The following is a 25,446-nucleotide window of genomic DNA, read 5'->3' on the forward strand; positions in this document are numbered from 1 at the left end:
TGAATTACGCAACAAAGCCATCTCAAAGCTGTCGACACCCGATTTAAAAACGGCAATATCAAGCAAGCTTTCTATCAAGTCCGCAGACAATTCACACGGCCATTGTATTTGTTCACTGATTGTTGGATCTAACAACAGTTTGTTCCTCCTCAGACAATCTCTGTGTCTGCTTTTATACGCTTATGCTTATGCTTATGCTTAAGTTAATCTCTATTTCAATACAGCGTGACACTGTATATCTACACCTCGTTTAAATGTAGTTCATTAAAGCTTAGGACAAGATGTTTTTACCCAAATAAAATCATATTTCTTAATGTCTTAAGCCACTTATCTAGCTCAAAACCCGCTTGAGAACCAAAATAAAAACGACCAACACTTGTTGGCCGTTTAAGCTTTCTAAATCGCAGAATGCCGAGAGCTCGTTCGCATTCACCTATACCCTAAACTTCGCCTTTAGCTTCATACTGAAACTTTTGACTTAAGCGAGATACGCCACAACAACATCACGATATTGCTGTTTCAATGATTCTTCAATAAAGCTCGCTTCTATTGCATTTAAAGTAAATTGAGCAAGCTCTTGCTCCGTCATCTCATGAGCTAAGCTCACCGCGTTAAAGTTATCCGACATATAACCACCAAAGTATGCAGGGTCGTCCGAGTTAATCGTCACCGCTACGCCTCGCCTTAACAGCTCAACAATATTGTGGTCTTCCATCTCATCGAATACACGCAATTTAATATTAGACAGAGGGCACGCGGTCAGCGGCATTTTGGTTTCAATCAATTCGGCTATCAGAGCTTCGTCGGTCATACACTGCACACCATGATCCACTCGGCTCACGCTGAGCATTTCAATCGCATCGACAATATTTTGAGCAGGCCCTTCTTCTCCTGCATGCGCCACCGTTAAGAAGCCTGCTTGTTTCGCTTGCTGGAATACACGCTTGAACTTCTCTGGTGGGTGCCCTAATTCAGAAGAGTCTAGGCCAACTCCGATGATCTTGTCTTGATGCTTCAACACATCGGCGAACGTTTGAATGGCGCTCTCTTCAGATAAATGGCGCAGAAAACATGCGATGATTTGAGATGTGATGCCCAACTCTTCATGACCCTGTTCAAGCGCACGATGAATGCCGTTAATTGCGGTGTCGAATGCAATGCCACGATCGGTATGTGTCTGAGGGTCAAAGAAAATTTCAGTATGGATAACATTGTCGGCTTTACAGCGTTCTAGATAAGCCCATGTTAAGTCGTAGAAATCCTGTTCTGTGCGAAGTGCATCCGCACCTTGATAATAGATATCCAGAAATGACTGCAGGTCATCAAATTCGTATGCCCGTCTTAGCTGCTCTGGGGATGAATAAGGCAAATCAATGCCGTTGCGTTGAGCAAGTTGGAAAAGTAACTCAGGTTCGATCGAACCTTCAATGTGTAAATGCAACTCTACTTTTGGGAGCCCTTGAATAAATGCGTTCATATTTCACCTACTATGGATTTTAGGTGTGCACTTACTCTGAATAATAGACAGGAGGTTTTCTTGAACGCCATTACAAAGAGTAAGAACACAATTGTGATCTAAACCCTTCGTAATCAGCACTTTGCGGGAGCTGGTAGAGACCCCCAAACCATATCATTGGGGTTATACGAAGCAAACGGTTGCTACTATACAGAGTTCAGTGTGAATTTCACTAATCGTTTCTCCATAAAACTAATAAATTACTCAGTAGCATTTAAGAATACTCGCCACACTTTATTCCGAACATCATTCCAACATTAGGTTGACACACTTTAGCTATTGCCGCTATTTTGTCTAAAACCACAAAAGACGGTCAATATGAAAGATAACCCATTCGCGAGCTTTGAGGATCTCCTCTCTCACCAAACCAACACTTTGACCGCATGCCAACCCAAAGATTTCGATAGCACTTTTTTCTTACTGGCAAGAGAAGCGCTCGCTTGGTTTAAGCTCGACAGGCTTACCCTGTTTCCAAACTCAATGATTCTTCTGGATACAGGAAAAAGTATTTCCGTATCCCAAACAGATACTCCACCGCTTGAAATGGAACGCTTTCTAAAAGGCAATTATCTTGATTACCTAAAGCTTTTACGTTCAAAAGAGTGTTGGCAGTTGTTCCCTGAGGAAACACTAAAGAACCATAAACTCGACCCGTTACGTGTACTTTATGAAGAAGGTGCTCATTGGCATGGGATTGTAAGCCTTTCGCTGTTTGGTCAACAGTGGGGAGCTATCGGCTTCTCACGGTTCAGTCGTTACGATAAGCCAATTGAAGAGGCTGACATGAAGCGAATCAAATTGCTGAGTGACATCTGGCTCTGTTTTTGGCAGCACTCCAAAATGACTCGTAGTGTCACCAGCGATGAAACCAATAATATTAACGAGAGTGAAAAGCTATTATTGCTGACCAAAAGGCAGTGTGCGGTTCTAACTCAATTGGCACAAGGTTATACCGCTAAGCAATGTGCGGAGATCCTCTTTTTGAGCCCTAGAACCATTGAGTCACACAAATACCGCATGTTGGATATTTTGGAACTCGACAACCATACCGAACTGATTCAATTTGCGCTGCGCAATGGTTTCGGTATCGACAACAAATAACGCTATATTCGTATAAAAGCCCTAAAAAGCAATGATTTAAGGGCTTTGTTTAATCACTATCTTATTGGCCAATTTCAACTAAACTGAGTTAAGTCACTCTCAACGATAATCCGGTCGAATTCTCGACATCAGTAACATATCGATATACTTACCCGCTTTGAATGTACTCAGCCTTTTCGCGCCTTCTAACTGAAAACCCACTCGTTCATATAAAGCAATCGCGGAGTGGTTATCTGCATGAACCTCTAACTCAAGACGCACGAGGTTTAGCCAGTTATCGGCTTGATTGATCGCTTCTAGCATTAAAGCCTTACCGACCCCTTTGCCATGCATCTCCGGATTAATCGCTATCGCAAGACCAGCGCAATGTCTGTCTCTCACCTTCGTGGTCATGAATAAAGTAATGTGACCTACGACCTTGCCAGAAACCTCCGCAACTAAAGTGAAATGGTCTGAGTGACCAAACAGTCGCTCCACTTGATCAGAGCTAAGAAAAGGCTTTTGTGAGGTATTCTCTAATACTGACGAATGTCGATAAATATCAAAAATATCTTGGTTATCGGTGGGTTCAAGATGTCTAATTTGTATTTCCAAAGCGCTTCCTTATCATATTATTTTTGTCCATAAGCTAATTTTCATATTACGGATAGCAACGAGCACCTACAACCTTTGAAGGTGTAAGTGCTCGAAATAATTACACAAATAGAAAGGCTGCTCTTAAGCTTCTGCTTTGATTAGTTTTGTTGACGTAGTGTGAATATTAGAATTTGTAGTCAACACCAACACTCGCTAATGCTTGTTCAGAGCTGTAAAAGTCAATCTTAGAGTCAATCGACCTTACACCGAGTAATGAAATAAACGACCAATCTTCATAACCCATTAAGCCACCAAACTCATAAGCTAAGAATGCACCGAATTCATTCTCTTCACGTACTTGCCCGTAAATTGGATTCGACTCATCATATTCACGATCACTTGCATCTAGGGTAACAACAAAACCGTGGCGACCGACTCTCTTCGCGTAGTTTAATTCAATACCATAACTATCGAAGCTGAGTGCTCCTCCTTCTGCGTCTGAGTGGAAATACACCATTGAAGGAACAAATAGACCTGCTTGGTTTGGCAAGATAAAGCGGTACCCTGCTTTGGCGTACACATAGGTTCTTTCCCTATCCAGCAGCACAGCATCTTCCGGAGATAAGACTTGGCTACCAGATAGCTCTTCATCAACATCAGATTGCCCAAATGCGAGATCCGTTCGAAAACCAGTTCCACCGATATTCGTGAGCTGCAGTCGTCCTACATTACCTTTCACATCCGTTTCATTTCGATTAACGCCAACAGCATACGGATCCGTCCAAGCCTTGCCCGAGATAAGCGTAGGAAGAACAGAAAAATCCAATATTGTGCCTCCAGATAGCTGATGTCGATAACCAATCTCAAAAGCAATGGTACCTGTTGCAATATCCTCTCGAGTGGTACCCGCATACACTTGATGAGTCAGTGACTCACCAAAGGTATATTGAACCGTACCCAAAAAACCGAGTAGCCCTTGATTTTCGCTGTCCCCCTCCTTGGTGTTGGTTGCTTGATTCGCGTCTTGCTCGGTGCTCAAGTTACTGCTGTCAGAAGATACACCCGTCAAGACACTAAAGTTACCACTGAAACCTTCCGTTGGTGCAAGGCCACTATAAGCTGGCATTGAAGCGAATGCCGAAAATACAACTGGTAAAACAAACCTCATATTCACATCCATTAATTGAATAATCACCCGTTAACTATATGTATTAAATTGAAATTATAACAACTATTTAACGGAGACATTTATTCAACTGACGAATTGGGTATCTAAAAAATAGGTTCAAAGGTGCAATAAGTTGATCTATCGCTTTTAAGCTTTCGTAGTACTTCTCGAAAATAACGGACAAAACTCAAAGGAAGACAATATGTTTAACAAATTAATCAAAACCACATCAGTGCTAGTTGCGACGCTTCTTTTTACGGCTTTTGCTCACGCTAACCACCACGAGATGAAGAAAGACATCGTTGATGTTGCGGCGGAAAACGGCTCTTTCAATACTTTAGTGGCGGCAGTAAAAGCAGCGGACTTAGTTGATACATTGAAAGGCGAAGGCCCTTTCACCGTATTGGCCCCCACTGATGAGGCATTTGCTGCGTTACCAGAAGGAACGGTCGACATGTTGTTGAAGCCAGAAAACAAAGACAAACTAGTTGCAGTGCTCACATACCATGTAATACCAGGTAAAATCATGGCAGCTGAAGTTATGAAGTTAAATAGTGCAGTGACGGTTCAAGGCAGTGCGGTAATGATAGCGATAGATGACGGCAACGTAATGATAGACAACGCCAAAGTTATTATGCCAGACGTTGAGGCTAGCAATGGTGTTATCCATGTGATTGACGCTGTGCTGTTGCCTAAATAAGAAATACAACATCGGTCAAAGGTTTTAAGAGGGTGTGACAGGTCACACCCTCTTCATCTTTTAATTAAAAAGTTTATAACGGTCTTAAGCCAACCGAGGCTGCCTTTATATCAACAAGAACTATATCGACAAGAACCCGAGTTACACAAACAAGCGGCCGAATATTAGAAATGCCGCCATCGACACTACCTTCGTGAAGACCACCACCCAAATGCAATCACCAATACTAGAGTGCGTCGCTTTCCCGAGTAGGAACACAAACAGAATCAACCCTAACACCCAGCCCACTGTCGGAATCAATGACACCAAAGCAACGATTGCAGCAATAGTAAGAAGGGATTTAAAGTCTGCGACCACGAAAGACATTTTGGAGGCGATATACATGCAGCATGCGGTTATTAATGCGTCCATCACAAACGCTAAAGCTTCAATTCCCACGTAACTTCCTTCACTCAAATTAGTTGCAGTGAATATTATCGCTAAAGTGATGATTTTTCTTTAAGAAGAGAACCAAAAACAGGTGAAAACTGTAACAAAAATGAGATTACCGTTCGTCTGAAGGCACAACCTTTTCCATCACGTAATTGGTCAGCTTTACGCCACGCATTTCGACTTCCTGTTCATTCACCACCTTAAAACCAAGATGCTCATAGAAAGGCCTTGCGGTAATACTTACTTCAGAGAAATATCTCGATATACCACGAACTCGACCCACAGTGAAAACATGCTCCATCAAGGCTTTCCCTACCCCCTTCCCTTGATATTCGTGGTGACAGAAAAAGTGATCAATCAAGCCACTTGGTTGCAGGTCAGTATAGCCAACTACGCAACCATCGAGTTCAGCCACAAAGGGTTGTAAACCATTCATACGCTTTTGCCATAACGCAAAGTCAAAGCTACTGGGTGCCCAAGCTTCTACTTGCTGTTGAGAATAATCTCGAACATTCACGTTACGTACGGTATGAAAGAAGATCTCCCACAGTGCTTTATCATCACTCACTTGATAGTTTCGAATTCTAACCACGACATACTCCTTTTTGTCTTAAGTTCTTTCAGAGGTGCAAATAGACAGCTGAATCAGCAGGCTCAATAGTCCAAGCTCAACAGGCTCTGTAACCTGCACTCAACAGCCTCAGCTTTAGAACAAGACATCAACGATAAAACACAGCCAACCAGATCGTCACCATGTCTTTGTCCGTACCAATGACCTTGTGCTTTTCTCGTGCAGCGATGTTGATGTAATCCCCTTTTGATAAAGTAACAACGCGTCCATCTTCAAACTCGATGACACCTTTACCTTCAATCACCATCACCCATTCATTCTCATCTTGGTCATACCAACCCTCTTCTGGTGAGCTATGTCCATGCGACAATATCCTTTCGATTCGAACACCGTCGTTGGCAATCAGGTCATTGAATATTTCATTGGGTATTGATGAAGGAACATCATTGTAAATGTTTGGCATCAAGCTCTCCTAGCTAACATTGAATTGATTAACAACCTGGACTTTAACTGCACTGTAAAACCTAAGCAGCAGCACTCTTTCTGAAATAAAAACGGTAATAGCCCACCAAGTTACTGCAGATAAACAGGGCTTCCATCAGAACCGCTGTTGGCGAGCCAACTAAGTAATTATGAACCAACCAGAAGCTGGTTCCGATGATCATCAACTCTCTTAATCGGCGGTCATCTTTATTGAAGGCTGCAAAGGTTTGAAATACGGAAGCAAAGCAACTCAATATGCTTGTCAGCCCCGAGTAAGTCACAACCGTTGCGACCACTGACATGGAACAGAACAAATATTTAAACTTAGACGATGTAGAAAATACACTCGTCAAATAGCGAATAGTGGCAATCGTCATTAAGCTCGCCGCTGTCCATTGTTCGAGAAGAATAAAGTGGCTCGAAATAAGCACGCCTGCAAAGAACAGACAGGTAACGATTTTCTTTCTCTCTTTAAACTGAAAAGACAGAAGATCGAAACAAATAGCAATTGCGACTAATACTTGAGAAAGATAAAAATCTGACACGGTGATTCCTTCAATAATAACATTACGCCCTAGCCGCCTCTTTTAACTATGAACAGTCGAATAAAACGTACTAGGCGGTTCCAACAAAACAGAGCAAACAGCGTTCCAAAGCTTCTATGAAAATCTAGAACTTCTATAAAAACCTAAAGATTCAACACGCCAGCAATCACAGTGGTCGCAGAACCGATTAACTTTACTCGCCCGTTTGCTAATAGCTCTGTCGACATATACCCACCACGACGAGACGCCTGATAAGCACTGAAGCAGCTTTTGTTTAGCTTTTCAGCCCAGTGCTGCGTCAATGCACAATGTGCCGACCCAGTAACGGGATCTTCATTAACCCCAACCCATGGCGCAAAATAACGAGAAACAAAATCGAGTTTAGAATTTGATGAAAGTGCCGTCACAACAACGCCTCGCCCTTTAATACTCTTTAAAGCATCAAAGTTAGGTGAGAGAGCCAATAACACTTGCTCGCTGGAAACTTCGATTAACTGCTTGGAATCAAACTCTCGGAATGAAACGATTTGGTGCGGTTCTAAACCAAAGTGCTCAAGTAATGTGAGATTAGCTTCTGAGTTCAATGACAACTGAGTACTAGGGAAATCAAGTTCGATAGACGATTCACAAACTGTGGCAGATAACTCACCCGACAAGGTGTTAAACACAACACTGTCACCTGTTTTAACCAACCCTTGCTCTTTCATTACATGAACGGTTGCCAATGTGCCATGCCCACACAGTTTTACTTCTACTTCTGGAGTGAACCATTTAAGCGTCATAGTGTTAAGCGCAAGAAAAGCAGTTTCAGATACCGCCATCTCTTCAGCGATTGAGAACATGAGTGACTCATCAAGTAGATCTTGAGAAATGCAGACCCCAGCTGGGTTTCCTTTAAAAGCTTGAGTTGTGAACGAGTCCACTTGATATATATCTAAATTCACAATGGTTCCTAGCTCTTATATTGGATAAATATTGTTGCCTACAATAAGCACAAACACCCCGTGCTACAAGTGTTCAACAGCAACATAATTAATACTTATTTAAGAAGTAAGGAATGATAAACAAAGAGTTATGAAAATAATAGGCGGATTAAGCAGAAGGTTTATTATCGGGCAGACAAGAGATAAAACGTATCAGCCTGGTAGGAAACAAGCACACATTCGCGGCACATAGGCATTGTATCGTGCCACAAACGTAAGGTTACTCAGCAATGGTGAATTCTACTGACGTACCAGAGCAGATTTCACAATGGTCAAGCCAAGCAGACCCAGCATGACTCCTGTCACTTTATCAATATAGTAAGCAACACGTGTAAACTCTTGACGAACTTTAGGTGTAGATAACAGGAAGATGATCGCCGCATCCCATACAAATACAACCACCGTCATCCAAATACCTAACCCCAACTTAAACATGAAGCCAATGTCATTGTTCAACACAACCGTGAATAAGCTCAAATAGAACAAAAGGTTTTTGGGATTAAGGATTCCTGATAGAAAACCCGTGACGAATTCTTTAAGAAAAGTCGTTTGGTTGAAGCTATCTCCTTCGGTAACATCCATATTGCTGTAATTACATTTCTTCGCTCTTATCGCTTGCACAGCAAGATAAACAAGAAACACACCACCAATGATCTTCAGTACAATCATAACGGAAACGGATGCCGCTAGAATCGACCCTACTCCAACCAAGCACAAAGCAATATAAACCGCATTCGCACTGGCAATACCGAATGCAACGCCTAATGCTTTTCTTCCCTTATTTCGAACAGCACTCTTCACCACAATCACAAAGTCTGGCCCGGGACTCAATAACGCTAGAAAGTGAGCAATCGCCACGGTAACAAAAATTCCAACTAAACCCGCATCCATAAACCAATGTCCTCATTGTAAAATTTAATGCATTATTATTGCATAATTAACCTACAATTAGCGTTTTGGGTTAATTATTAGGGTTTCGATACTAAGAGAATCAGACAGACAACACGTTTTCAACTGTCTCGTTAGGTAAAAGACGGCCCAAATAACACGCTTTTTAATATTTAGACCGCTAAGCCATGATTTAGCTCGGTGTTTTCTATAAAGGCTCATTTATTCCCTAATTTTCGGGCTGAAAGTAAGTGGGCGCATCGAATATATTAGGTTGTACTAAAATAAGAGTCGTAAATTTGAAGCAGGTCGCAAAATTTGGGCTACGATTTAGTTAAGCAAAGTAGGAAAGGAATCCGTCAGTGAAAGCATTTTATGTTTCAGTTCTTGCGTCATCATCCTTTTTAACTGGCACAGCGTTTAGCCAACAGAATGATATTTATCTCTACAATTGGGACGAATTTCTATCCAATAGCGTCGTGACCCAACTAAGCGACACGTACGGCATTTCTTTGAAACAGCAGTTTTTTTCTGATGAGTCGATCAGAGATGAAGTGCTATTAAGCGAACGTCGTGGCGCATTTGAGCTCGTCATTATAGAAAGTGTAAAGCTCAATGCGTTAGCCAAGCAGAACCTGTTTCATAATCTCAGTGAGTTACAACAATCCATTGCTGGTAACATAGATTCACGGTGGGTTGAAGGATGTGGCGAATATGGTATTCCCTACGCTTGGGGGACTGCGGGAATCTTATATCGAAGTGACAAAGTAAACACTCCCACCTCTTGGAACGCTATTCTCGAACCAGACACGAACAGCAGTGGCCGCATAAGTATGTATTACGAACCTACGGATTTGGTGAGTACTGCACTGTTAGCGAATCAATTTGATCCATTCACCAATAATGAGCAGGAACTTCGCGTTGCCTATAAAACCCTGCAAGCTCAAAAGCCACACCTAGAAAGCAACGAATACGTCATCGACTATATTCGCCAACCCGAACGTCTTGCTAACATCGACCTTGCCTACGGTTATTCTGGTGACAGTTATGTACTCAATGATTTGGAGCCTGATGCCTCTTGGTCCTACGCTGTGCCTCAAGAAGGCACCACGTTATGGTTAGAGTGCATTGCTGCGATTAATAACGGAGAGTTGTCTGCACAAGCAACAACGATTTTATCATTCTTGTCGCAACCCGAGATCGCAGCTCAAAACGCAATGGATTCATGGTTTGCAACTCCAAGCTCAAAAGCAAAAGCCTTAACAACACAAGAATACCAAAATGATCCGGAGCTTTTCCCTAGCAAAGAGGTCTTAGAACGCAGCTATCTGTATCAGCAACTCGAACCCAATAGCATTCAAATTCGTAACCGCATTGTCGACAGTTTGAGATAATTAATGCCAGTATTAAAGAAGCTCTACTTTGTTCTCATTCCTACCTTATTGTTCGTATTTGCAATAGGCGGAATGGTGACTTACAACTTGGCCTCTAACCACGCGAAACACATGTACTTAGACGAAGTACAATCGGATGTGAACACCGCGCTCGTGGCGGCTGAATACGAACAACTGGGCTTATCTTTGCTAGTAAAAGATATTGGTTCATCCCTACAGTTCTTGCGATATATTCAAAACCCGGGTGACTACACAACCCTGTCCCTGCTGGAAAAAAGAGTGCTTCGTGTCTTAAACCAGAGTCACGTTAATCAGTTTGGTCAACGTAATATCTATGTCGTCGATCCTAAATTCAAATTAACACTCTCTACTTTACGAGCAGACCCTTTCGAAGGGTTAAAGATCCCCGACAACATCTATGAGAAAGTCTTCGACATCTATACTTCGTTGATTAATAAAAACGAGCTATCTCATGAAGGCTTCTCTTATATATCAGTGAGTGGTGAGCTCAGATACGCTTATGTTGCAGCTATCGATCCTTACTTACTCCCACAAGATAAACGTGCAAATGACAGTGTCAATCGATACATATTGATTGCAGACGGTCCATTAAAGCAGTTGTCTAACTTACTCACCAAATACAACGACGATGACAACATGCAACTTCTGATTGAACCGTCATCAGATACCGAACATATTGAAAATACACAGTTCGTTATTAAGTCCTTTGAACAAACCAAAGACAGAATCAAAGTCGAAATGAATAGTCGTCACTTCCTCGCTCAAGTCAATATTCGTGAAAAGAAATTCAATCACGAAAAATCCCTCATCGCTCAGGAGACCTTACTTGGTGGCTTAACGATATTATTCATTATTATGCTCATCGTACACATGGTCGTACGCTACCAATTAGTCCGTCCACTCAAAGACTTGTTACACGAAATCTCCATTGGTGGACTCAAACTCAGATACTTTAAACGGTCATCCGGACAAAGTGAGATCGACGGACTTAAGAACGCCTACATTGACTCACTAACGGAATTGAAATTCGAAGCCGAATTCGATCAATTAACCAAATTAGCGAACCGACGCTCATTTATTAGACACCTCGATGTACGTATAAAAAGCTCAAGGAGCCCACACTGCTACTTGGTTTGCTGGGACATTATCGACTTTCGTAAAATCAATGATTTATACGGTGCAAAGGTGGGCGACAATGTACTCGTTAGTCTAGCCAAAACACTAAGAGAAACCCTGCAGAATCAACAATCCTCTTTCGGCTTTAGTTGCAGCGACTATTCAATCGCAAGGCTTGGAGGAAACCAATTCATTGCCATATTGGAAATGGGTGAACACCAATCAATAAACGAAGAAATTGAGAACATTAACAACACCCTAACGGGTACGACTTTCCTAGATTACTATGGGTTCAGGCTTTCAATTGCAACTGGTGTACTACCCGTCGATACTCCTAAGTTCGAGGAGATATGGCACCGATGTATTGATGAGATGTTGATTAATGCTAAGGATCACAGTGACGGAGATAGCCGGATTGTTTACGGCGAAGAGCTACTTCATTCACTTGAAAGGCATGATGTTATCGAGAAAAGGCTATTAGAGTGCTGCGCGAGTGATAACTTTGAACTTCGCTTTATGCCTATTTTCAATGCTAAAACACTTCAGATTGACGGAGCAGAATGTCTGATTCGCTGCCCTGCTCTATTTGATATAAAGGCTGGGCCGGATGAGTTCATTCCAGCCGCAGAGAAAAGTAATTTAATATCCAAACTCGACATGTGGGTCATTAGTACCGCAATCAAAAGCTATAAAGAACTGTCGGAGATTCACCAATACAAAGGCACCTTGTCCATTAACATTTCGGCGATGGAGCTCTACAACCGTAACTTTGCCGACAATATTCGAAAGGTACTCGAACGTTATCAAGTTCCTCCGGGCAACATCATTATAGAAATTACCGAAACCAGTTACGTTAAAAGCAGCAAACTTACTGTGCAGACCATTGAGAGCATCAGAAGCTTAGGTTTAAAAGTTTCCCTCGACGACTTCGGTACGGGTTACACGGCGTTTAACCAACTTCTTCACTACCCTGTCGATGAACTTAAAATAGACAAGAGCTTTATCGATAATATCGTCCACGACAAAGCTGACCGCAAGATGGTCGAGTCCATGGTTAACTTAGGGCACTCTTGTGACACCTTCGTTGTTGGCGAAGGTGTCGAATCTCTCGAACAGTATCATCACCTTCGAAAAGCCAACTGCGACCTAATACAGGGTTATTTTTTCAGCCAACCACTCACTTACATCGAGTTCATTGAATTTGTTCGCGACCACAATCCGCAAACTATTCTGGATCAGCAAGCCCTTTTAGAACCAAGCACTAACGAAAGGGTTGTTGTGCTTAATCATAAATAATAATTGTTCGATTTAATTACTATGCGATTTGATTACTATGCGAATTAATTGCCATGCGCCTTAATAATCATGTTATTTGATTAACAACGGCCACTTCCCCACCCCTTTACAACCTATAATAACGTCTCAAATGAGCCAATATCTACGGCCGCAATACACGTTAAATATCTTGAGATTGACATTAAGTAAACAAATAAAAGCGCTACCCAAACTAATGACTACGTTCATTGGCTCGGATAAGGCTTGTAGTATTAAATATGTATAAGAAGGAAGGATAGATAAAGGTGGAGCTCAACAAGTGCTAGGAAGCCGTAACAAGTACTAGGAAACTGGGAAACTGGGAAGCATTAACAAGAACTAGCAGGCAATAGCAAATAGATTTACTAAGCTAAGCCCCGAATTCAACTGCGAAGTGCGCCAGTACCAAGCAGCTAAGCAACTAAGCAACTAAGACATTAAGACATTAAGACATTAAGACATTCTTAAGAACTTAACCTTGCATGCTGGTCAACAACTCCATCATGTCTTTGGAACTTATGTTCTTCTTATGCCTTACTACCGCATCAATCATTAACTCCAAATTACCCGCAGATATGTAATCACTGAGCACGTCGTTAAACTTGTCCTGAATTTCATCACTCGCGTACAAATGGTCCGGAATAAAAAATAAGAACTGGCTTCCGCTGCTTCGAAATGAAATGGTACTTTCTGGTATCTTAGCGGTCAGAGATTTAGCGGCCGAACTAACGACAAGATCACCATATTCAAGACCATACTTTTGATTAATTTCGGTAAGGTTTCTGATACGGACAAAATAGAGATCAAAGTTATTGTCCTTAGAGTAGCTATTCTTAACAAATTTCATCAATGAAATTCGATTGCGAAACCCTGTAATAAAATCCGTAGAGTAGAGCTTTCTTTTGATAGAAAAATCCATATAAAAAATAATCCCAGTCAACAACAAGATGCCAACAAGAAAAGCGCTACTGATTCGATGAACTGTCACTAAGTTATCAACCATTGAGGTATTTTCTTCAATTACAGGGCTTTGTAATCGAAATTTGTCGTTAATAAAATCTACGAGTGTGTGGTAGCAAATATCGACCTTTTTCTGTAACGATTCCTTGGGCAACAACCCTTGGCTGACCAGTTTAATCGAGGGCTCCAAGCTCTTAAATTTATCAAATTCCGCTGTAAAATAGGGCTTAAAGTTTGCTGACTTGATGAAATTGGAAGACTCAGTGCTGTTAATCAATATGTCAAAACGGCTCCACGTAATATCGTACGCTAACCATAACTCATCATAATCAATGATTTCAGAACGGCTTACCATCAAGAAATTGGCGTATTCTTTCACCAATTGAAAGACGAACCACGTTGCCTCATTTTGTCGTGTAGAAAAACTCTTATTAATATCGTTAATGCGGGTAACACTGTAGATATTAACGGTGAGCACCACTGCCGCTAAAGATAACACGACGACTTTGATGGCAGTCAATGACAACAGCTTTTTCATACTAAGTCCTTACAAATGAATATCGCGTATCTGCCAGATCATCTTGGCATGGAAGTCTGTATTATCTATATCTGGAGTCGAAGAAAGTGGATATATCAACCAGTACGGCCCTTTTTCTCTGACTGACATAAATTGGCCATTTTGTTTAATTGCAATGATCGGCTGGTAATCGTCAAAGTCTTCTTTGGGCACCGCTATTTTATAGTCGTTTAGTGCAACAAAAGTGACCTGCGAGGCCATGGGTAAGTCCTTTGTTTCAAGCACCGTTTGTAAGGCCACACCGCTATAAACCAATTCCCCATCCAGCCAAGGTAATGAGGTGGTAATTTCTTTTTGAGGGAGCAATAGCAGTTGTTCTCGACTGAATTGATGCTTTTGCCCTAGGTGATCGAATATTGTGAGTTCGGATGCTGCAAAAATAGAAAATGAACACAGTGAAAGTATAAACAAAAGTGCAGCTCTCATTTTAAACTCCATTCTAAAAAGGTCACTAAATTGAGTCTAGTTCATATTGGTCATTTGACTTGCTTAGACATTGCCTATTTTCTCAATAATGCAGTTCGACTCTTTCTGAGATAACGTTTCATTCCTGTAACCAGGTGCGAACAACACCTTCCCTCCTCTAAATAAGACTTTAATTAGCGTTCATACCAGTAATCCCGGTTTTTTAAAGGCAATGAGTAATCCAATCCAGCCACTGAATACGTAGTGACCATCAAAATTAACAATAAATATGAGTCAGTAAGTAGCAAGAATGCTTGTTGCTGCATAACCTTTAATCGAACGTAAGCAGCTTTGAGAGCCTAGTTGTCTGATATCTGTCGCTTCTATTCCACCAGCAGGTATCGTGTGTCGCTCTTAAAAAGCTTACTCATTTCATAATCAAGGGAATCGAGAATGAGTTTGAATATAAAAAAATTTAACCCCATGACGACACTTTCAACCCTAGTAATGACGTTGGTCATGTTTCCTGTTTCTGCTGACGTTAATCAAGAACAATTCGAGTTAGGTAAGCAGAAAGCAAAGGTGTGCATGACCTGCCATGGCGTTGACGGCATCTCAACGCAAGACCCCTACCCGAACCTTCGCGGTCAAAAGGTGGGATATCTCATCTCCTCGTTAAAAGACTATCAGACAAGGGAAAGAACCAGTGGGTTGGCAATTCTCATGCAGCAACAAGCCGACACACTTTCAGACCAAGACATCCGCGACATTTCCTATTTCTATTCAATGCTCGGCAACGATTCAAACTCACTCAACGAATCAAATTCAGTCAGCGAATAAAAGCTTTAGGCAAGGAGCCTTGTTATGGAACAAGTGACACCGCAATACAACATTAAGGTCGTTAAGTACTTCATCATCGCGTCTTTAGTGTGGGCAATCGTAGGTATGATCATCGGGGTGATTCTCGCCGCGCAATTGTATTGGCCAGTCTTAAACTTCGATTCTCAATATTTCCAGTTTGGTCGACTGCGCCCGCTACATACCTCTGGGGTGATTTACGGGTTCGTCGTGAACATCTTGATGGGGACATCTTTGTACATTGCCCAGCGAACAGGCCATTGTGAGTTGTTCAATAAAAGCCTTTCATGGATGGTATTTTGGGGATGGCAATTCATCCTGTTGCTTGCGGTCATTTCCTTACCCGCAGGCCACACCAGCTCAAAAGAGTATGCGGAACTTGAATGGCCAATCGACTTAATGATCGTGCTGGTTTGGGTGCTTTATGCGGTGTTGTTCTTTGGCACCCTTGCTAAACGAAAGGTCAGCCACATCTTCGTGGCTAACTGGTTCTTTGCTGCATTCATTATTGTCGTTGCAATGATTTTCATTGTGAACAACCTCGCGATGCCAGTTTTGGCGATGAAGTCCTACTCTGTGTTTGCAGGGGCTCAAGATGCGATTGTTCAGTGGTGGTGGGGGCATAATGCCGTCGGCTTCTTACTGACCGCAGGTGTGATTGGTATGAATTACTATTTCATACCCAAAGCAGCGGACCGACCTATCTATTCTTACCGATTGTCTGTGATCCACTTCTGGGGCTTGGTCGGCTTTTACACGTGGGCTGGAACGCACCATTTGGTTTATTCTTCTGTTCCCATCTGGATTCAGAACATCGGCATTGTAATGTCTTTGATCCTGTGGCTCCCTTCTTGGGCCGGTGCGTTCAATAGCGCAATGACCCTTCTACAAAACAAAGAAAAGCTGAAGTCCGACTACATTCTTTTATTCTTTTTCTCAGCAATTCTTTACTACTGCTTGGCGACATTCGAAGGTCCCCTACTCGCTATTCGCTGGTTCAACATGGTGGCACACAACACCGAATGGATCATCGGTCACGTACATTCCGCAGCTCTTGGATGGGTTGGAATGTCAGGGATAGCGGTTTTTTACTATTTCATTCCACGCTTATGGGGCCAAACCGATCTTTGGTCACGACGACTGATTAAGTGGCACTTTTGGCTCGCTCATGCTGGCGTCGCCATCTATGCGATAGCACTTTGGATCGCAGGCATCGGAGAGGGTTATATGTGGCTCGCTCAAAATGAAAATGGCGAACTGATTTACAGTTTTGTAGAAGCGATGGACTTTAAAGCACCTTGGCTATTCATGCGTTTCTTTGGTGGTGCACTGTTTGTACTTGGGTTGTTCTTAATGGCATTCAACTTGTACAAAACGGTTCGTATGCCAGTAGTACACGACGCTAAACACACCGTTAATGAGGGGGCTTAAATGATGAGTAAAGACTTTACACATTCAATCGTCATTTTAATTTTGACCACCGTTGTCGTTGCCTCCTTCTCTTTGTTGGTCTGGGTAGTGCCAAGCATTGTCCGCGGAGACGATATTGCCAAAGGCAGTTTAGCAATGCCACTCACACCGATTGAGTTGGCAGGGCGAGACATCTACATCAGTGAAGGCTGCCATGTATGTCACACCCAAATGGTTCGACCTCTAGAGCCAGAAGTGAAACGTAATGGTCGCCCGAATAAAGAAGCCGACGATATTTACGAATTTCCTAACTTGTGGGGTTCTAAACGTACCGGCCCTGACCTCACTAACTTAGGTAGAAAGTATTCTGACCAGTGGCATGTTATTCACCTAACTGATCCTAGAAAAGTCGTTCCTACATCGATCATGCCCTCTTACCCGTGGCTGTTTGAACAAACGCTTACAGGCGATGATATCAGCGCAAAAATGGAAGTTTTACGTACCTTAGGTGTGCCTTATACCGATCAAGAAATTGGTGACGCCCGATTGCAAGTAAGAGGCAAAACCAAAGGTGAAGCTCTGATTCGCTATTTACAAAGCCTGGGTAAAGATACGTCACAGGAGGTATCACAATGAGCACATTCTGGAATCTATGGGCGGTACTCTTAACCTTAATATTCTTTATTCTGATGGTGTCTGTTGTCGTTAAATACTGGCGTAGCAATCACAAGGCCGATCACGACCACACCATTGGCACCTTTGATGGTATTGAAGAGAAAGATGCGCCTCCACCTAAGCTGTTGTTTGTAAGCTATGCGGTCGCATTTCTTTTGTCTGCTGGTTATTTGGTGCTCTACCCCGGGCTTGGCGAATGGGAAGGATTAGTCGATTGGGAACAAAGCGATGATAAGCTCAGTTCACCATCCACCACTCTCAATGAGCAATTTGCACACACCAGCGAAACTACGTTAGAGGGATTAGCTGCAGTCCCAGAGATCGTGAACAGCGGTAGGATTCTGTTCCAAACTCACTGCGCTGCTTGTCACCGAGATAACGCTCAGGGACAAAAGCACTTTCCTAACCTGATCGACCAAGAGTGGCTCTATGGTGGCAGTGATGAAGCTGTTATTCATTCGATCGCCAAAGGTCGGAACGGTGCTATGCCAGGTTGGAGCGAAATCATGCGCCCCGACGAAGTGGCTAAGGTTTCTTACTACTTAGCTTCCCTCAATCAACGCCATACCGATGTTCCAGAAGTAAAAGTTAAAGTCGGCAAAGAGCTGTTTGTAAAATACTGCTCGTCTTGTCACGCTGATGGTTCTGTTGCGAACCCAGAGATTGGCGTGCCTGATCTCTCAGACGATATTTGGTTGCACGGCGGCAGTATTGAAGAGATACAACACACTATCAACAAAGGCTTGAACAACCTAATGCCTGCGTTTGATGAGCAGCTCACCGAGAACGAAATACTCGCACTGGGTGCTTACATTAGACATGCGGGCTCAGAGCAGCAACAAAGACTCGCGAACCTAGAAGCTCAGTCTGTTGAACGTGGTGAATACCTAGCGTATGCCGGTGACTGTGTAGCTTGTCATAGTGCAGAAGGTGGCGAACCCTTTGCTGGCGGCCTACCGTTTGTGACCCCTTTCGGCACCGTGTATTCAACCAATATTACGCCACACACCACCGAAGGGATTGGGACTTATGACTTTGATGACTTCCGAGCCGCGTTAGTTGCAGGTAAAGGTAAGAATGGTTACCTATACCCTGCAATGCCCTACACGTCATATCAGCACCTTACAAACCAAGACATGGTGGATTTGTGGGAATACATGCAGTCAATCACCGCCGTGCCACGACGCAATGATGACAACAGCATGATGTTTCCATCCAACATTCGCTTAGGTTTGCTTGGCTGGAACATTGTGTTCATGGATACCGATCCGATTGACTACCAAGTGCCTGAAGAGCTTAAAACGGAGGTCGAAAACGTCGATAAGTGGCAACAAGGCAAATATTGGGTTGCAGGACTTGGTCACTGCTCTGAGTGCCACACGCCAAGAAACATTGCTCAAGCTCTGATACCTGAACGTATCTTCCAAGGTAACTTGATTGACGGTTGGAATGCACCCGATATCACGGCCAACGAACTGTATGTTGATGGTTGGGATGAAGCGACACTGACCGATTTCTTACACACAGGTCACTCAGACAAAGGGACTGCTTTTGCGGGCATGGCTGACGTAGTGAAAAACAGCCTAAGTTTGATGACACGTGAAGATATTGAGTCGATGTCTTATTACCTACTCAGCGGTGACATCAACAACACCATTGCCAGTGATGCCGTTCAGTTACAGCCTAAAGGGTTTGATGAAGCCGCGTATAGCAGTGAAATCTACACCACGTATCGTCAAACCTGTGGGGCCTGTCATGGTGACGATGGTAAAGGACGAGACCCAATCGCCCCGACATTGTTGAACAACGGCATCATTATGCACAGTGACCCATTCAACACTATTGCGGTAACCGTGCGCGGCCTACAACCCACCTATCTCGACAAAGACAGAAACTTCATGCCGATGGCAAGTTTTGAGGATGTCTTATCGGATCAACGCTTGGCTGAGTTAATCACGTTTGTGCGTTCAAACCTTGGAGACAGAAACGAACCCGTCACAGCGGAGCACGTTCGAGAGGTAAGAGAGACACTTGAAGCAGCAGGTTACGCTGGAGGATTACACACCACACCTGAAATGTACGAAAATCGAGATAAGAACATTAACATTCGCTAGGTTCTCGACGTATTCGATTAGCTCAGCAAGTAATAAGTAAGTTTTAACATTGATTAATAAACCCAAAGGAGACCAGTGCGTCTCCTTTTCTTTTTGCCATAACCCGAGTTTTCGATACTTTGCCGTACAACACAATTGTAACTAACTGATTACACAATTAAGCAGAGCTGCACATAATGCGATCAATCTCGCAGAACAAAGATGACACCAAGTGCATAATATGCAAAATTTTCTAAAGATGTACTAAGGACAGTTATGGATACAACTACACTCATCTACGATACGTTGGAAGGCCTGTCGAGCGCAAAGCCACAGCAACACGCTCAAATCCGCCAAAATCTATATAACCAATTAGATTTATCATTTGAGAAGCAGTTGGCTTTGTATTCATCAGTTCTTGGTCCAGCAAGTGCTGGTAGATTGACCGACTTGGATAGTGCAGTGATGTCTGCACGCAAGATTGTTGGCTTAGAAAACAGCTAAACAACCTTCAACCTATCTCAACTTTAACGCTGCCATTGTGCAGCGTTTTTTTATGGACGCTATTTACGATAAGGACGGTTGGTTACGATAAACGTCGTTAGTTACGATAAATACGGTTAGTTGCGATAAACGCGGTTAAGTAAGATAAGTGCAGTTGGGCCTATTTTTCAAGCTACACGCATTCTCATTTGGTTAATCTTATGTTCCATTTTTAACAGGTGTGCAACCTCAACAATGGCGCTAATGTTAGTAGCACGTTAACCACACATCGGATGGAAGAATCATGAGAGTACTTATTGAATATACACAAACAGGCAAATACCGTGATCATGCGTGGGAAGCACTAACTATTCGTTCAAAAGGCGAAATTCAAGCTGTGACTCCCTCTTATGCGGCTCAACTTATCGAACAGAACCGCGCCAGCTTATCGACCACTGAAAATCAAGATATCGTCATCCAACCTTAATGAGTTTAGGAACTATCCCTCCCGGTTCTTAAATTCTCTGCTTTACTCGCTTTAGTTATCAATACGATACTGAGAAAAACAGAGTTTGATGACATAAAAAAAACGCTGCACGGATGCAGCGTTTTCTTGTTTCTAACGTAGATAGCTTTTGACGTAGATAGCCTCTAACGTACATAGCTCTTAACGTAGACAGCTTTAACGTAAACAGCTTTAACGTAAATCGTCTAATTATTTTGGCAGGTTTTCTAACGCTTCAACCATCGTCATTAGTTTATCGACAATTCTTTCGCCATCGACTCTCAAGCCATTGTGTTCGTACTCGTTAGTGATCCACGCTTTTGAGTTTGGAATATTGGCTAGCGTTTCACGGCTGTAATCCAGCTCTACATACATATCATCCGCATAAACCGCACATGCCATCGGAACCGTATTCTTGCTCAGTTGCTCTGCGTTATACAAAGAACCCCAATCTGATTTCTCAGCCAACATGTTTGCCGCTTCACGTAATGGCTTCAGCGTTTCTAGTTGGTCGAACATCCATGGGTACACCATTTCTCCGGTAAACCAGAACTCGCTACCCGATTGGTAGTTAAAGTGTGGGTACTGTTCACGAACTCTGTGAGCCGACCATTTTGACGCAGTGCCTTGGCAGTAAATCGATTCATGCAAAATAGCGTAGATTGGGTTCGTTAGGTAACCCTGCTCTTGCTGCATTTGATTTAAGAAGCTGTAGCTTAACTGCTTGCTTCCGTTCACTTCTACAAACGCACTCTCCAATGTGAAATACATCGGCAGATTCGCTTCTCCGCCACCAAGGTTAATACCAATCAGCTGGAACTGTTCAACTGTAAACACCTGACCGTTTGGCAGTCTCACATCGTTGTTGAGCAGGTAATCAGAGATCTCGCGACACATAGCTTGTGCTTGTGGGAACTGAGCAAAGAAGACTCTGTTTTTATCTTCGACACGCTTGTAAGTCGCACGATAAACATCGTCAGCTTCGCGTTCAATAGAAGGAATACCGCCCGTCACGTAGCAACGTTGCAAGCTCTGTGGGAACAGTGACAAATAGCTCAGTGTACAGAAGCCACCAAAGCTTTGGCCAATCGTAGACCATTGTTTAACACCAAACTGCTCACGAATCGCTTCAGCGTCACGAACGATATTGTCGGCTCTGAAATGCGTTAAGTACTCGACTTGTTGTTCTGGAGAAAGGTGCGCCAACGTTTCATGACTGATAACCGTGCTGTTGCCTGTACCACGTTGGTCCAGAAGCAGAACACGGTAGTTTTGCAATGCACGCTTTAACCAACCCGATTGCCCGCTAACACGTGGAGAAGGAAAGCCTGGGCCGCCCTGAAAGTAGATCAACCACGGCAGCTCTTGCGCATCTTTAGCGAGATCAACCAGCTCACGTGCGAAGACTTGGATCTGTTGTCCATCTTTGGCTTGATAATCAAGTGGCAACTCGAAAGAGTGCTGACGATACAGGGTGGTTCCATCAATAAAGTTAGCTTGCACGCTTCATTCCTTTTTATCTGATTCTAAAGTCATTGGTACGAATAAAAATGGCGCCCTTTGGCACCCTTATGAGCAAGATACGCATAGTAGCTTGTAAATGAAACCGTTTGTTTAACATGAATGTGAAGGTGCTTCGTTTAAATGTTCAATTACCTCTCAATGGGTAACAGCGTGTGTCAAAACAGTCAGTTTAGAAGAGGTTGATCCAGCGAGAGAGTAAATGAATGAGGTAAAGAAAATCCAAAGCGTGAGGCAAATAAAAAGAGCTTAACGAGGTGAGGATACGTTAAGCTCTTTGGTTTTATCTGTGTTGATAAACTAACTCGCTTATTTGCCGTTAATCTATCGAACCTGTTAGTTCTAATGAACCTAATAAATCGAGCGACTATGAAGCCGTCAGTTCACCGGCACCTTGAGTCGAGCGTTCGCTGCTCTGAACTAAGATTGCGGTAGCGGTCTCTTTCAGTGCCGCCCACTCTCCATCATCCACCTCAATGCCATCGTTCCACGCTTTCTCTTGAGTTTTAAAAAGCGCTTCCGATTCAATGTGTGTTTGGTAGCCATCTGACAAACGTTCGATATCGAAATCCTGGACGGAAAGTTCGATGGTCATATTGTGGATATGTTCGACCGATGCCAGTGGCAAATCTGATAAAAACAGTTCTGGTGCAACGCAACCACGATTAAGCACATACAAAGTGCTCTTAGGGTTAGAGCCGTTATCCCAACGTGCCATGCACGCGATACCTTTCGCAGCCAGCTTTACAAGCTCGCTATACGCCAACCAACGGTTGTGGCAGTTATTTAGCTCAATTTTAAGCGTCTTCTTACCAACCATTTTTTCAATCGAGTAGTCCATAATCACAGGAAGATGACACGCCAAACTCGCCTTGTGCAGATCGACTTCAACCGTATTATCACTGCGCACTTGAATATCGACAGGGCGGTCGTCTTCTAGCCCGATGAAATTGCTCGCACTGTTAAAATGACGAACACCATCCAAACCGACCATTTGTAAATCTGCCACCATGTTCGCTATCACATCAGCTTCACCACATGTACGACGCATACCTAAAAAGGCTTTATTGACGGCCGCTACCAGTTCATTGTGAGAAACGATCATAACGATTTACCTCCATGTTGGCCTTTCGCCGTTGTGCTGTGAATAGGTGTACTGTGAGTTGGTGTGCTGTGAATTGAAACATTTTGCGAACCAGACAGTTCAGCTTCACTTGGTAATATTGGGAACACCCATTCGTCCTGATGAATCTCATCAAGCAGCGGTGCGCCTTGGAAAAACGTTACTCGTACCCAACGGTCTGAGCGAGGATCAAACTTAGTCGCACCAAACATTGCTAGCTTACAACGCAGTAAGTGCATTGGTGGCGAATCTTGATGAAGCACATTCATTTGAATGTCGCCCATCGCTTTGTTACCTAGCGTCCACACACGGCGCGCAATTGCACGGTGTTGCGGCTGTTTAACAAGGAACTCAGCCAATGAAAGCTCAGGCGCGAATTGCAATAAAGCATGGTACAAACGGTAAGCTTGACGGCCAATATCCAACGGCAGTTCACGCTCTTCACCCAGCTCTTCACCTCGAACACCGAGTCTTGGCTCTTCTTTGTCTTGAGAGCGATACCAGAACCAGTAGTTGTTCTCTGCTTTTGTAAAGTCGGTCGTGATCGCCCAGCGATACTTCTCTTCTAGTACAACAAGAAGATCTTGAATCTTTTTGCCGCTAGGAAGCGACAGTGTTTCGCTGCAATTCATTTGCTCTTGATGGGCGTCCACTAATTCTGGGTACAATTCCATCAAGCATGAGATAAGGATTTCTTGGGCTTCCATACTCATGTGCTTAGATTGTTCGACTAACTGTGCCCATGTATCGCACAGGCTGACAGAAGCTTCTAATGATTGTTCTGTGTGCTTCAAATCATCAACAGCGGCTTTGTTCAGCTCTTGCTGTGTTTCATTGATGGTAACGACTTGTTCTAAATGACAAATCGCTTTTTTAACTAAGGTACGTAGTGGCTCGATCAACGCCGTATCAGTCTGACTACACAACACGTCCGCCAATGCATGTTCACGGGTTGTCATCCACTGATCGACAATACTAGGGTGGTTAATCAGGTATGGCGCCATACCTAAACCAGTCGCATTACCAACACCAAGGTAACGTTGTAATCCTCGATGCAAGGTAATCGCTTGTTCACCACCCTGTTGTTCGGCTAGGTAATGAACCCAATCTAGGCTGAACTCACGCAGCATATAAACTGCACACATTTGCGCACTAAATGACTGATTAAAATCTTCATTTTTCTCTAAGATTTTAAAGTCTGCAATGCCAAATTTGCCATTCCCATAAACGGCAGTGGTTCGTAGGATGTAGCCTACTTCAGCGAGTTCTTTTGGCGTTGGTTGAACACCTTTCGCCAAGTGACTCACGATGTGTTCAAACACACGTACACTTTTGTTTGCACGCGCTAAAACAAGTACGTTATTTGGATTACGGCCGGCTTCTTGAAGCGGTACATTCGCACGAAGTCTTTCAAGTAGGGTGACATCAACATCACCAAGAACAAGCGCAAACGTTACGTCCCACTTTTCAGCAATTACACGGTCATTTCGTTCGTCATCTGCAATTTCATCGCAAAAAACAACCAAATGATAAACATGGTTTGGCGTCGCTAGCTTATAGATAACATGACCAAAACCTTGAGCGTCTAATTGCCACTCATGTTTCGTCACTTTCCACTCTTGCTGCGCCATTTTACGAATCAGAGTTCTCACGAAGCTGATGCGTGTTTGGTGCATCGCACCTAGCCTTTCCGGTGCCATGACGATCGTTGCGTCACGTAATGCTGATTCAGTGTAGGTAGAACGATGTGCATCCATTTTGCTCACCACCTTATAGTTATAGGATTTTGCTAGCCATTCAGAACCGATCGTTGCCGTCATTTGAAGCATTCGTTATTACAGTATGCTGGTTAGCTTTCACGTTATGTGGGGCCAGCGAGCTCGCCCCTTATTATTTGTCCTGACTAGATCGATTGACCTAAATACTTTGCCGTCCGGTGTATCTTCACCAGTACGGTTTTGCTGTTCCTTTCGGAATTTTTGCATCAGCCTTCTTTCGAAGGCTGATTTGTTCTTATTCAATCAGTTT

At 43.2% G+C, this 25,446-nt stretch carries 24 protein-coding genes and 1 riboswitch; of the genes, 10 read left to right on the top strand and 14 right to left on the bottom strand.

All coding sequences use genetic code 11. The features are described from left to right. Positions 1-478 precede the first annotated feature (478 nt). Positions 479-1,477 (bottom strand): adenosine deaminase, encoded by a 999-nt coding sequence (locus AACT19_RS19625; RefSeq protein ID WP_076648334.1) that lies wholly within the window; start codon positions 1,475-1,477, stop codon positions 479-481. A gap of 90 nt (positions 1,478-1,567) precedes the next feature. Beyond that, a riboswitch (purine riboswitch) is annotated at positions 1,568-1,667 on the bottom strand. 167 nt (positions 1,668-1,834) lie between these two features. On the opposite strand from AACT19_RS19625, the gene AACT19_RS19630 reads away from it, so the two are divergent. Then, positions 1,835-2,617 (top strand): LuxR C-terminal-related transcriptional regulator, encoded by a 783-nt coding sequence (locus AACT19_RS19630; RefSeq protein WP_076648337.1) that lies wholly within the window; start codon positions 1,835-1,837, stop codon positions 2,615-2,617. A gap of 99 nt (positions 2,618-2,716) precedes the next feature. Here AACT19_RS19630 and AACT19_RS19635 read toward each other — a convergent pair whose 3' ends face one another. Next, positions 2,717-3,211, bottom strand: a complete 495-nt coding sequence (locus AACT19_RS19635) for a GNAT family N-acetyltransferase (RefSeq protein WP_004730462.1) — start codon at positions 3,209-3,211, stop codon at positions 2,717-2,719. Between the two features lie 166 nt (positions 3,212-3,377). Next, positions 3,378-4,361 (bottom strand): DUF2860 family protein, encoded by a 984-nt coding sequence (locus AACT19_RS19640; protein ID WP_076648340.1) that lies wholly within the window; start codon positions 4,359-4,361, stop codon positions 3,378-3,380. A gap of 202 nt (positions 4,362-4,563) precedes the next feature. Here AACT19_RS19640 and AACT19_RS19645 point away from each other — a divergent pair, with 202 nt between their 5' ends. Beyond that, on the top strand, positions 4,564-5,061 hold the full coding sequence (locus tag AACT19_RS19645) for a fasciclin domain-containing protein (RefSeq protein ID WP_017080128.1): 498 nt from the start codon (positions 4,564-4,566) through the stop codon (positions 5,059-5,061). A gap of 141 nt (positions 5,062-5,202) precedes the next feature. Here the strand turns inward: AACT19_RS19645 and AACT19_RS19650 are convergent, their stop codons facing one another. The 6 genes from AACT19_RS19650 to AACT19_RS19675 form a co-directional block, all read right to left on the bottom strand. Further along, entirely contained in the window at positions 5,203-5,499 is a 297-nt protein-coding gene (locus AACT19_RS19650; protein ID WP_076648343.1) for a hypothetical protein, read from the bottom strand. Positions 5,500-5,605: 106 nt separating this feature from the next. Then, positions 5,606-6,085: a GNAT family N-acetyltransferase gene (locus tag AACT19_RS19655; protein ID WP_076648346.1), complete on the bottom strand. Its 480-nt coding sequence runs from the start codon at positions 6,083-6,085 to the stop codon at positions 5,606-5,608. 127 nt (positions 6,086-6,212) lie between these two features. Then, positions 6,213-6,527 carry a cupin domain-containing protein gene (locus AACT19_RS19660; protein ID WP_004730454.1) on the bottom strand — a complete coding sequence of 105 codons (315 nt, stop codon included), beginning with the start codon at positions 6,525-6,527 and terminating at the stop codon, positions 6,213-6,215. Positions 6,528-6,588: 61 nt separating this feature from the next. Next, a complete protein-coding gene (locus tag AACT19_RS19665) occupies positions 6,589-7,092 on the bottom strand; it encodes a YgjV family protein (protein WP_017080131.1) in 504 nt (167 codons plus the stop codon). A 143-nt stretch (positions 7,093-7,235) separates the two neighbouring features. Next, a complete protein-coding gene (locus AACT19_RS19670; protein ID WP_076648349.1) occupies positions 7,236-8,036 on the bottom strand; it encodes a PhzF family phenazine biosynthesis protein in 801 nt (266 codons plus the stop codon). A 279-nt stretch (positions 8,037-8,315) separates the two neighbouring features. Further along, positions 8,316-8,966, bottom strand: a complete 651-nt coding sequence (locus tag AACT19_RS19675) for a LysE family translocator (RefSeq protein WP_017081180.1) — start codon at positions 8,964-8,966, stop codon at positions 8,316-8,318. A gap of 359 nt (positions 8,967-9,325) precedes the next feature. Between AACT19_RS19675 and AACT19_RS19680 the strand changes: the two genes are divergently transcribed. Then, entirely contained in the window at positions 9,326-10,357 is a 1,032-nt protein-coding gene (locus tag AACT19_RS19680) for an ABC transporter substrate-binding protein (protein WP_054541173.1), read from the top strand. A 3-nt stretch (positions 10,358-10,360) separates the two neighbouring features. After that, on the top strand, positions 10,361-12,790 hold the full coding sequence (locus AACT19_RS19685; RefSeq protein WP_076648352.1) for a putative bifunctional diguanylate cyclase/phosphodiesterase: 2,430 nt from the start codon (positions 10,361-10,363) through the stop codon (positions 12,788-12,790). Between the two features lie 490 nt (positions 12,791-13,280). Here the strand turns inward: AACT19_RS19685 and AACT19_RS19690 are convergent, their stop codons facing one another. Continuing rightward, positions 13,281-14,306: a diguanylate cyclase domain-containing protein gene (locus AACT19_RS19690; protein ID WP_076648355.1), complete on the bottom strand. Its 1,026-nt coding sequence runs from the start codon at positions 14,304-14,306 to the stop codon at positions 13,281-13,283. A 9-nt stretch (positions 14,307-14,315) separates the two neighbouring features. After that, the gene (locus tag AACT19_RS19695; RefSeq protein WP_017094567.1) at positions 14,316-14,783 is read right to left on the bottom strand and encodes a hypothetical protein; all 468 of its coding nucleotides are present in this window, start codon (positions 14,781-14,783) and stop codon (positions 14,316-14,318) included. A gap of 420 nt (positions 14,784-15,203) precedes the next feature. On the opposite strand from AACT19_RS19695, the gene AACT19_RS19700 reads away from it, so the two are divergent. The 6 genes from AACT19_RS19700 (at position 15,204) to AACT19_RS19725 (ending at position 20,756) form a co-directional block, all read left to right on the top strand. Further along, on the top strand, positions 15,204-15,590 hold the full coding sequence (locus AACT19_RS19700) for a c-type cytochrome (protein WP_004730436.1): 387 nt from the start codon (positions 15,204-15,206) through the stop codon (positions 15,588-15,590). Between the two features lie 24 nt (positions 15,591-15,614). Further along, the gene (ccoN, locus tag AACT19_RS19705) at positions 15,615-17,039 is read left to right on the top strand and encodes a cytochrome-c oxidase, cbb3-type subunit I (RefSeq protein ID WP_017089926.1); all 1,425 of its coding nucleotides are present in this window, start codon (positions 15,615-15,617) and stop codon (positions 17,037-17,039) included. Then, positions 17,040-17,654, top strand: coding sequence for a cbb3-type cytochrome c oxidase subunit II (locus AACT19_RS19710; RefSeq protein WP_004730430.1), 615 nt, complete (start codon positions 17,040-17,042; stop codon positions 17,652-17,654). It abuts the gene before it with no gap. Next, positions 17,651-19,807: a c-type cytochrome gene (locus AACT19_RS19715; protein WP_076648358.1), complete on the top strand. Its 2,157-nt coding sequence runs from the start codon at positions 17,651-17,653 to the stop codon at positions 19,805-19,807. The genes AACT19_RS19710 and AACT19_RS19715 overlap by 4 nt, the downstream gene beginning before the upstream one ends. 255 nt (positions 19,808-20,062) lie before the next feature. Next, positions 20,063-20,290, top strand: coding sequence for a PAS factor family protein (locus AACT19_RS19720; protein ID WP_004730426.1), 228 nt, complete (start codon positions 20,063-20,065; stop codon positions 20,288-20,290). A gap of 283 nt (positions 20,291-20,573) precedes the next feature. Next, positions 20,574-20,756 (top strand): hypothetical protein, encoded by a 183-nt coding sequence (locus AACT19_RS19725; protein WP_004730424.1) that lies wholly within the window; start codon positions 20,574-20,576, stop codon positions 20,754-20,756. Between the two features lie 228 nt (positions 20,757-20,984). Here AACT19_RS19725 and AACT19_RS19730 read toward each other — a convergent pair whose 3' ends face one another. The 3 genes from AACT19_RS19730 to AACT19_RS19740 all read right to left on the bottom strand — a co-directional run bounded on the left by AACT19_RS19730 (position 20,985) and on the right by AACT19_RS19740 (position 25,238). Next, the gene (locus AACT19_RS19730; RefSeq protein ID WP_076648361.1) at positions 20,985-22,277 is read right to left on the bottom strand and encodes an alpha/beta fold hydrolase; all 1,293 of its coding nucleotides are present in this window, start codon (positions 22,275-22,277) and stop codon (positions 20,985-20,987) included. 385 nt (positions 22,278-22,662) lie between these two features. Continuing rightward, complete coding sequence (locus tag AACT19_RS19735) at positions 22,663-23,400, bottom strand: DUF3726 domain-containing protein (RefSeq protein WP_004730420.1); 738 nt, start codon at positions 23,398-23,400, stop codon at positions 22,663-22,665. Beyond that, positions 23,397-25,238, bottom strand: coding sequence for a hypothetical protein (locus AACT19_RS19740; protein WP_076648364.1), 1,842 nt, complete (start codon positions 25,236-25,238; stop codon positions 23,397-23,399). Before AACT19_RS19740 ends, AACT19_RS19735 begins: the two co-directional genes overlap by 4 nt. Between the last annotated feature and the right edge of the window lie 208 nt (positions 25,239-25,446).

This window comes from Vibrio sp. 10N.222.47.A9 (assembly GCF_963872585.1).
In the GTDB taxonomy this organism is placed as follows: domain Bacteria; phylum Pseudomonadota; class Gammaproteobacteria; order Enterobacterales; family Vibrionaceae; genus Vibrio; species Vibrio splendidus.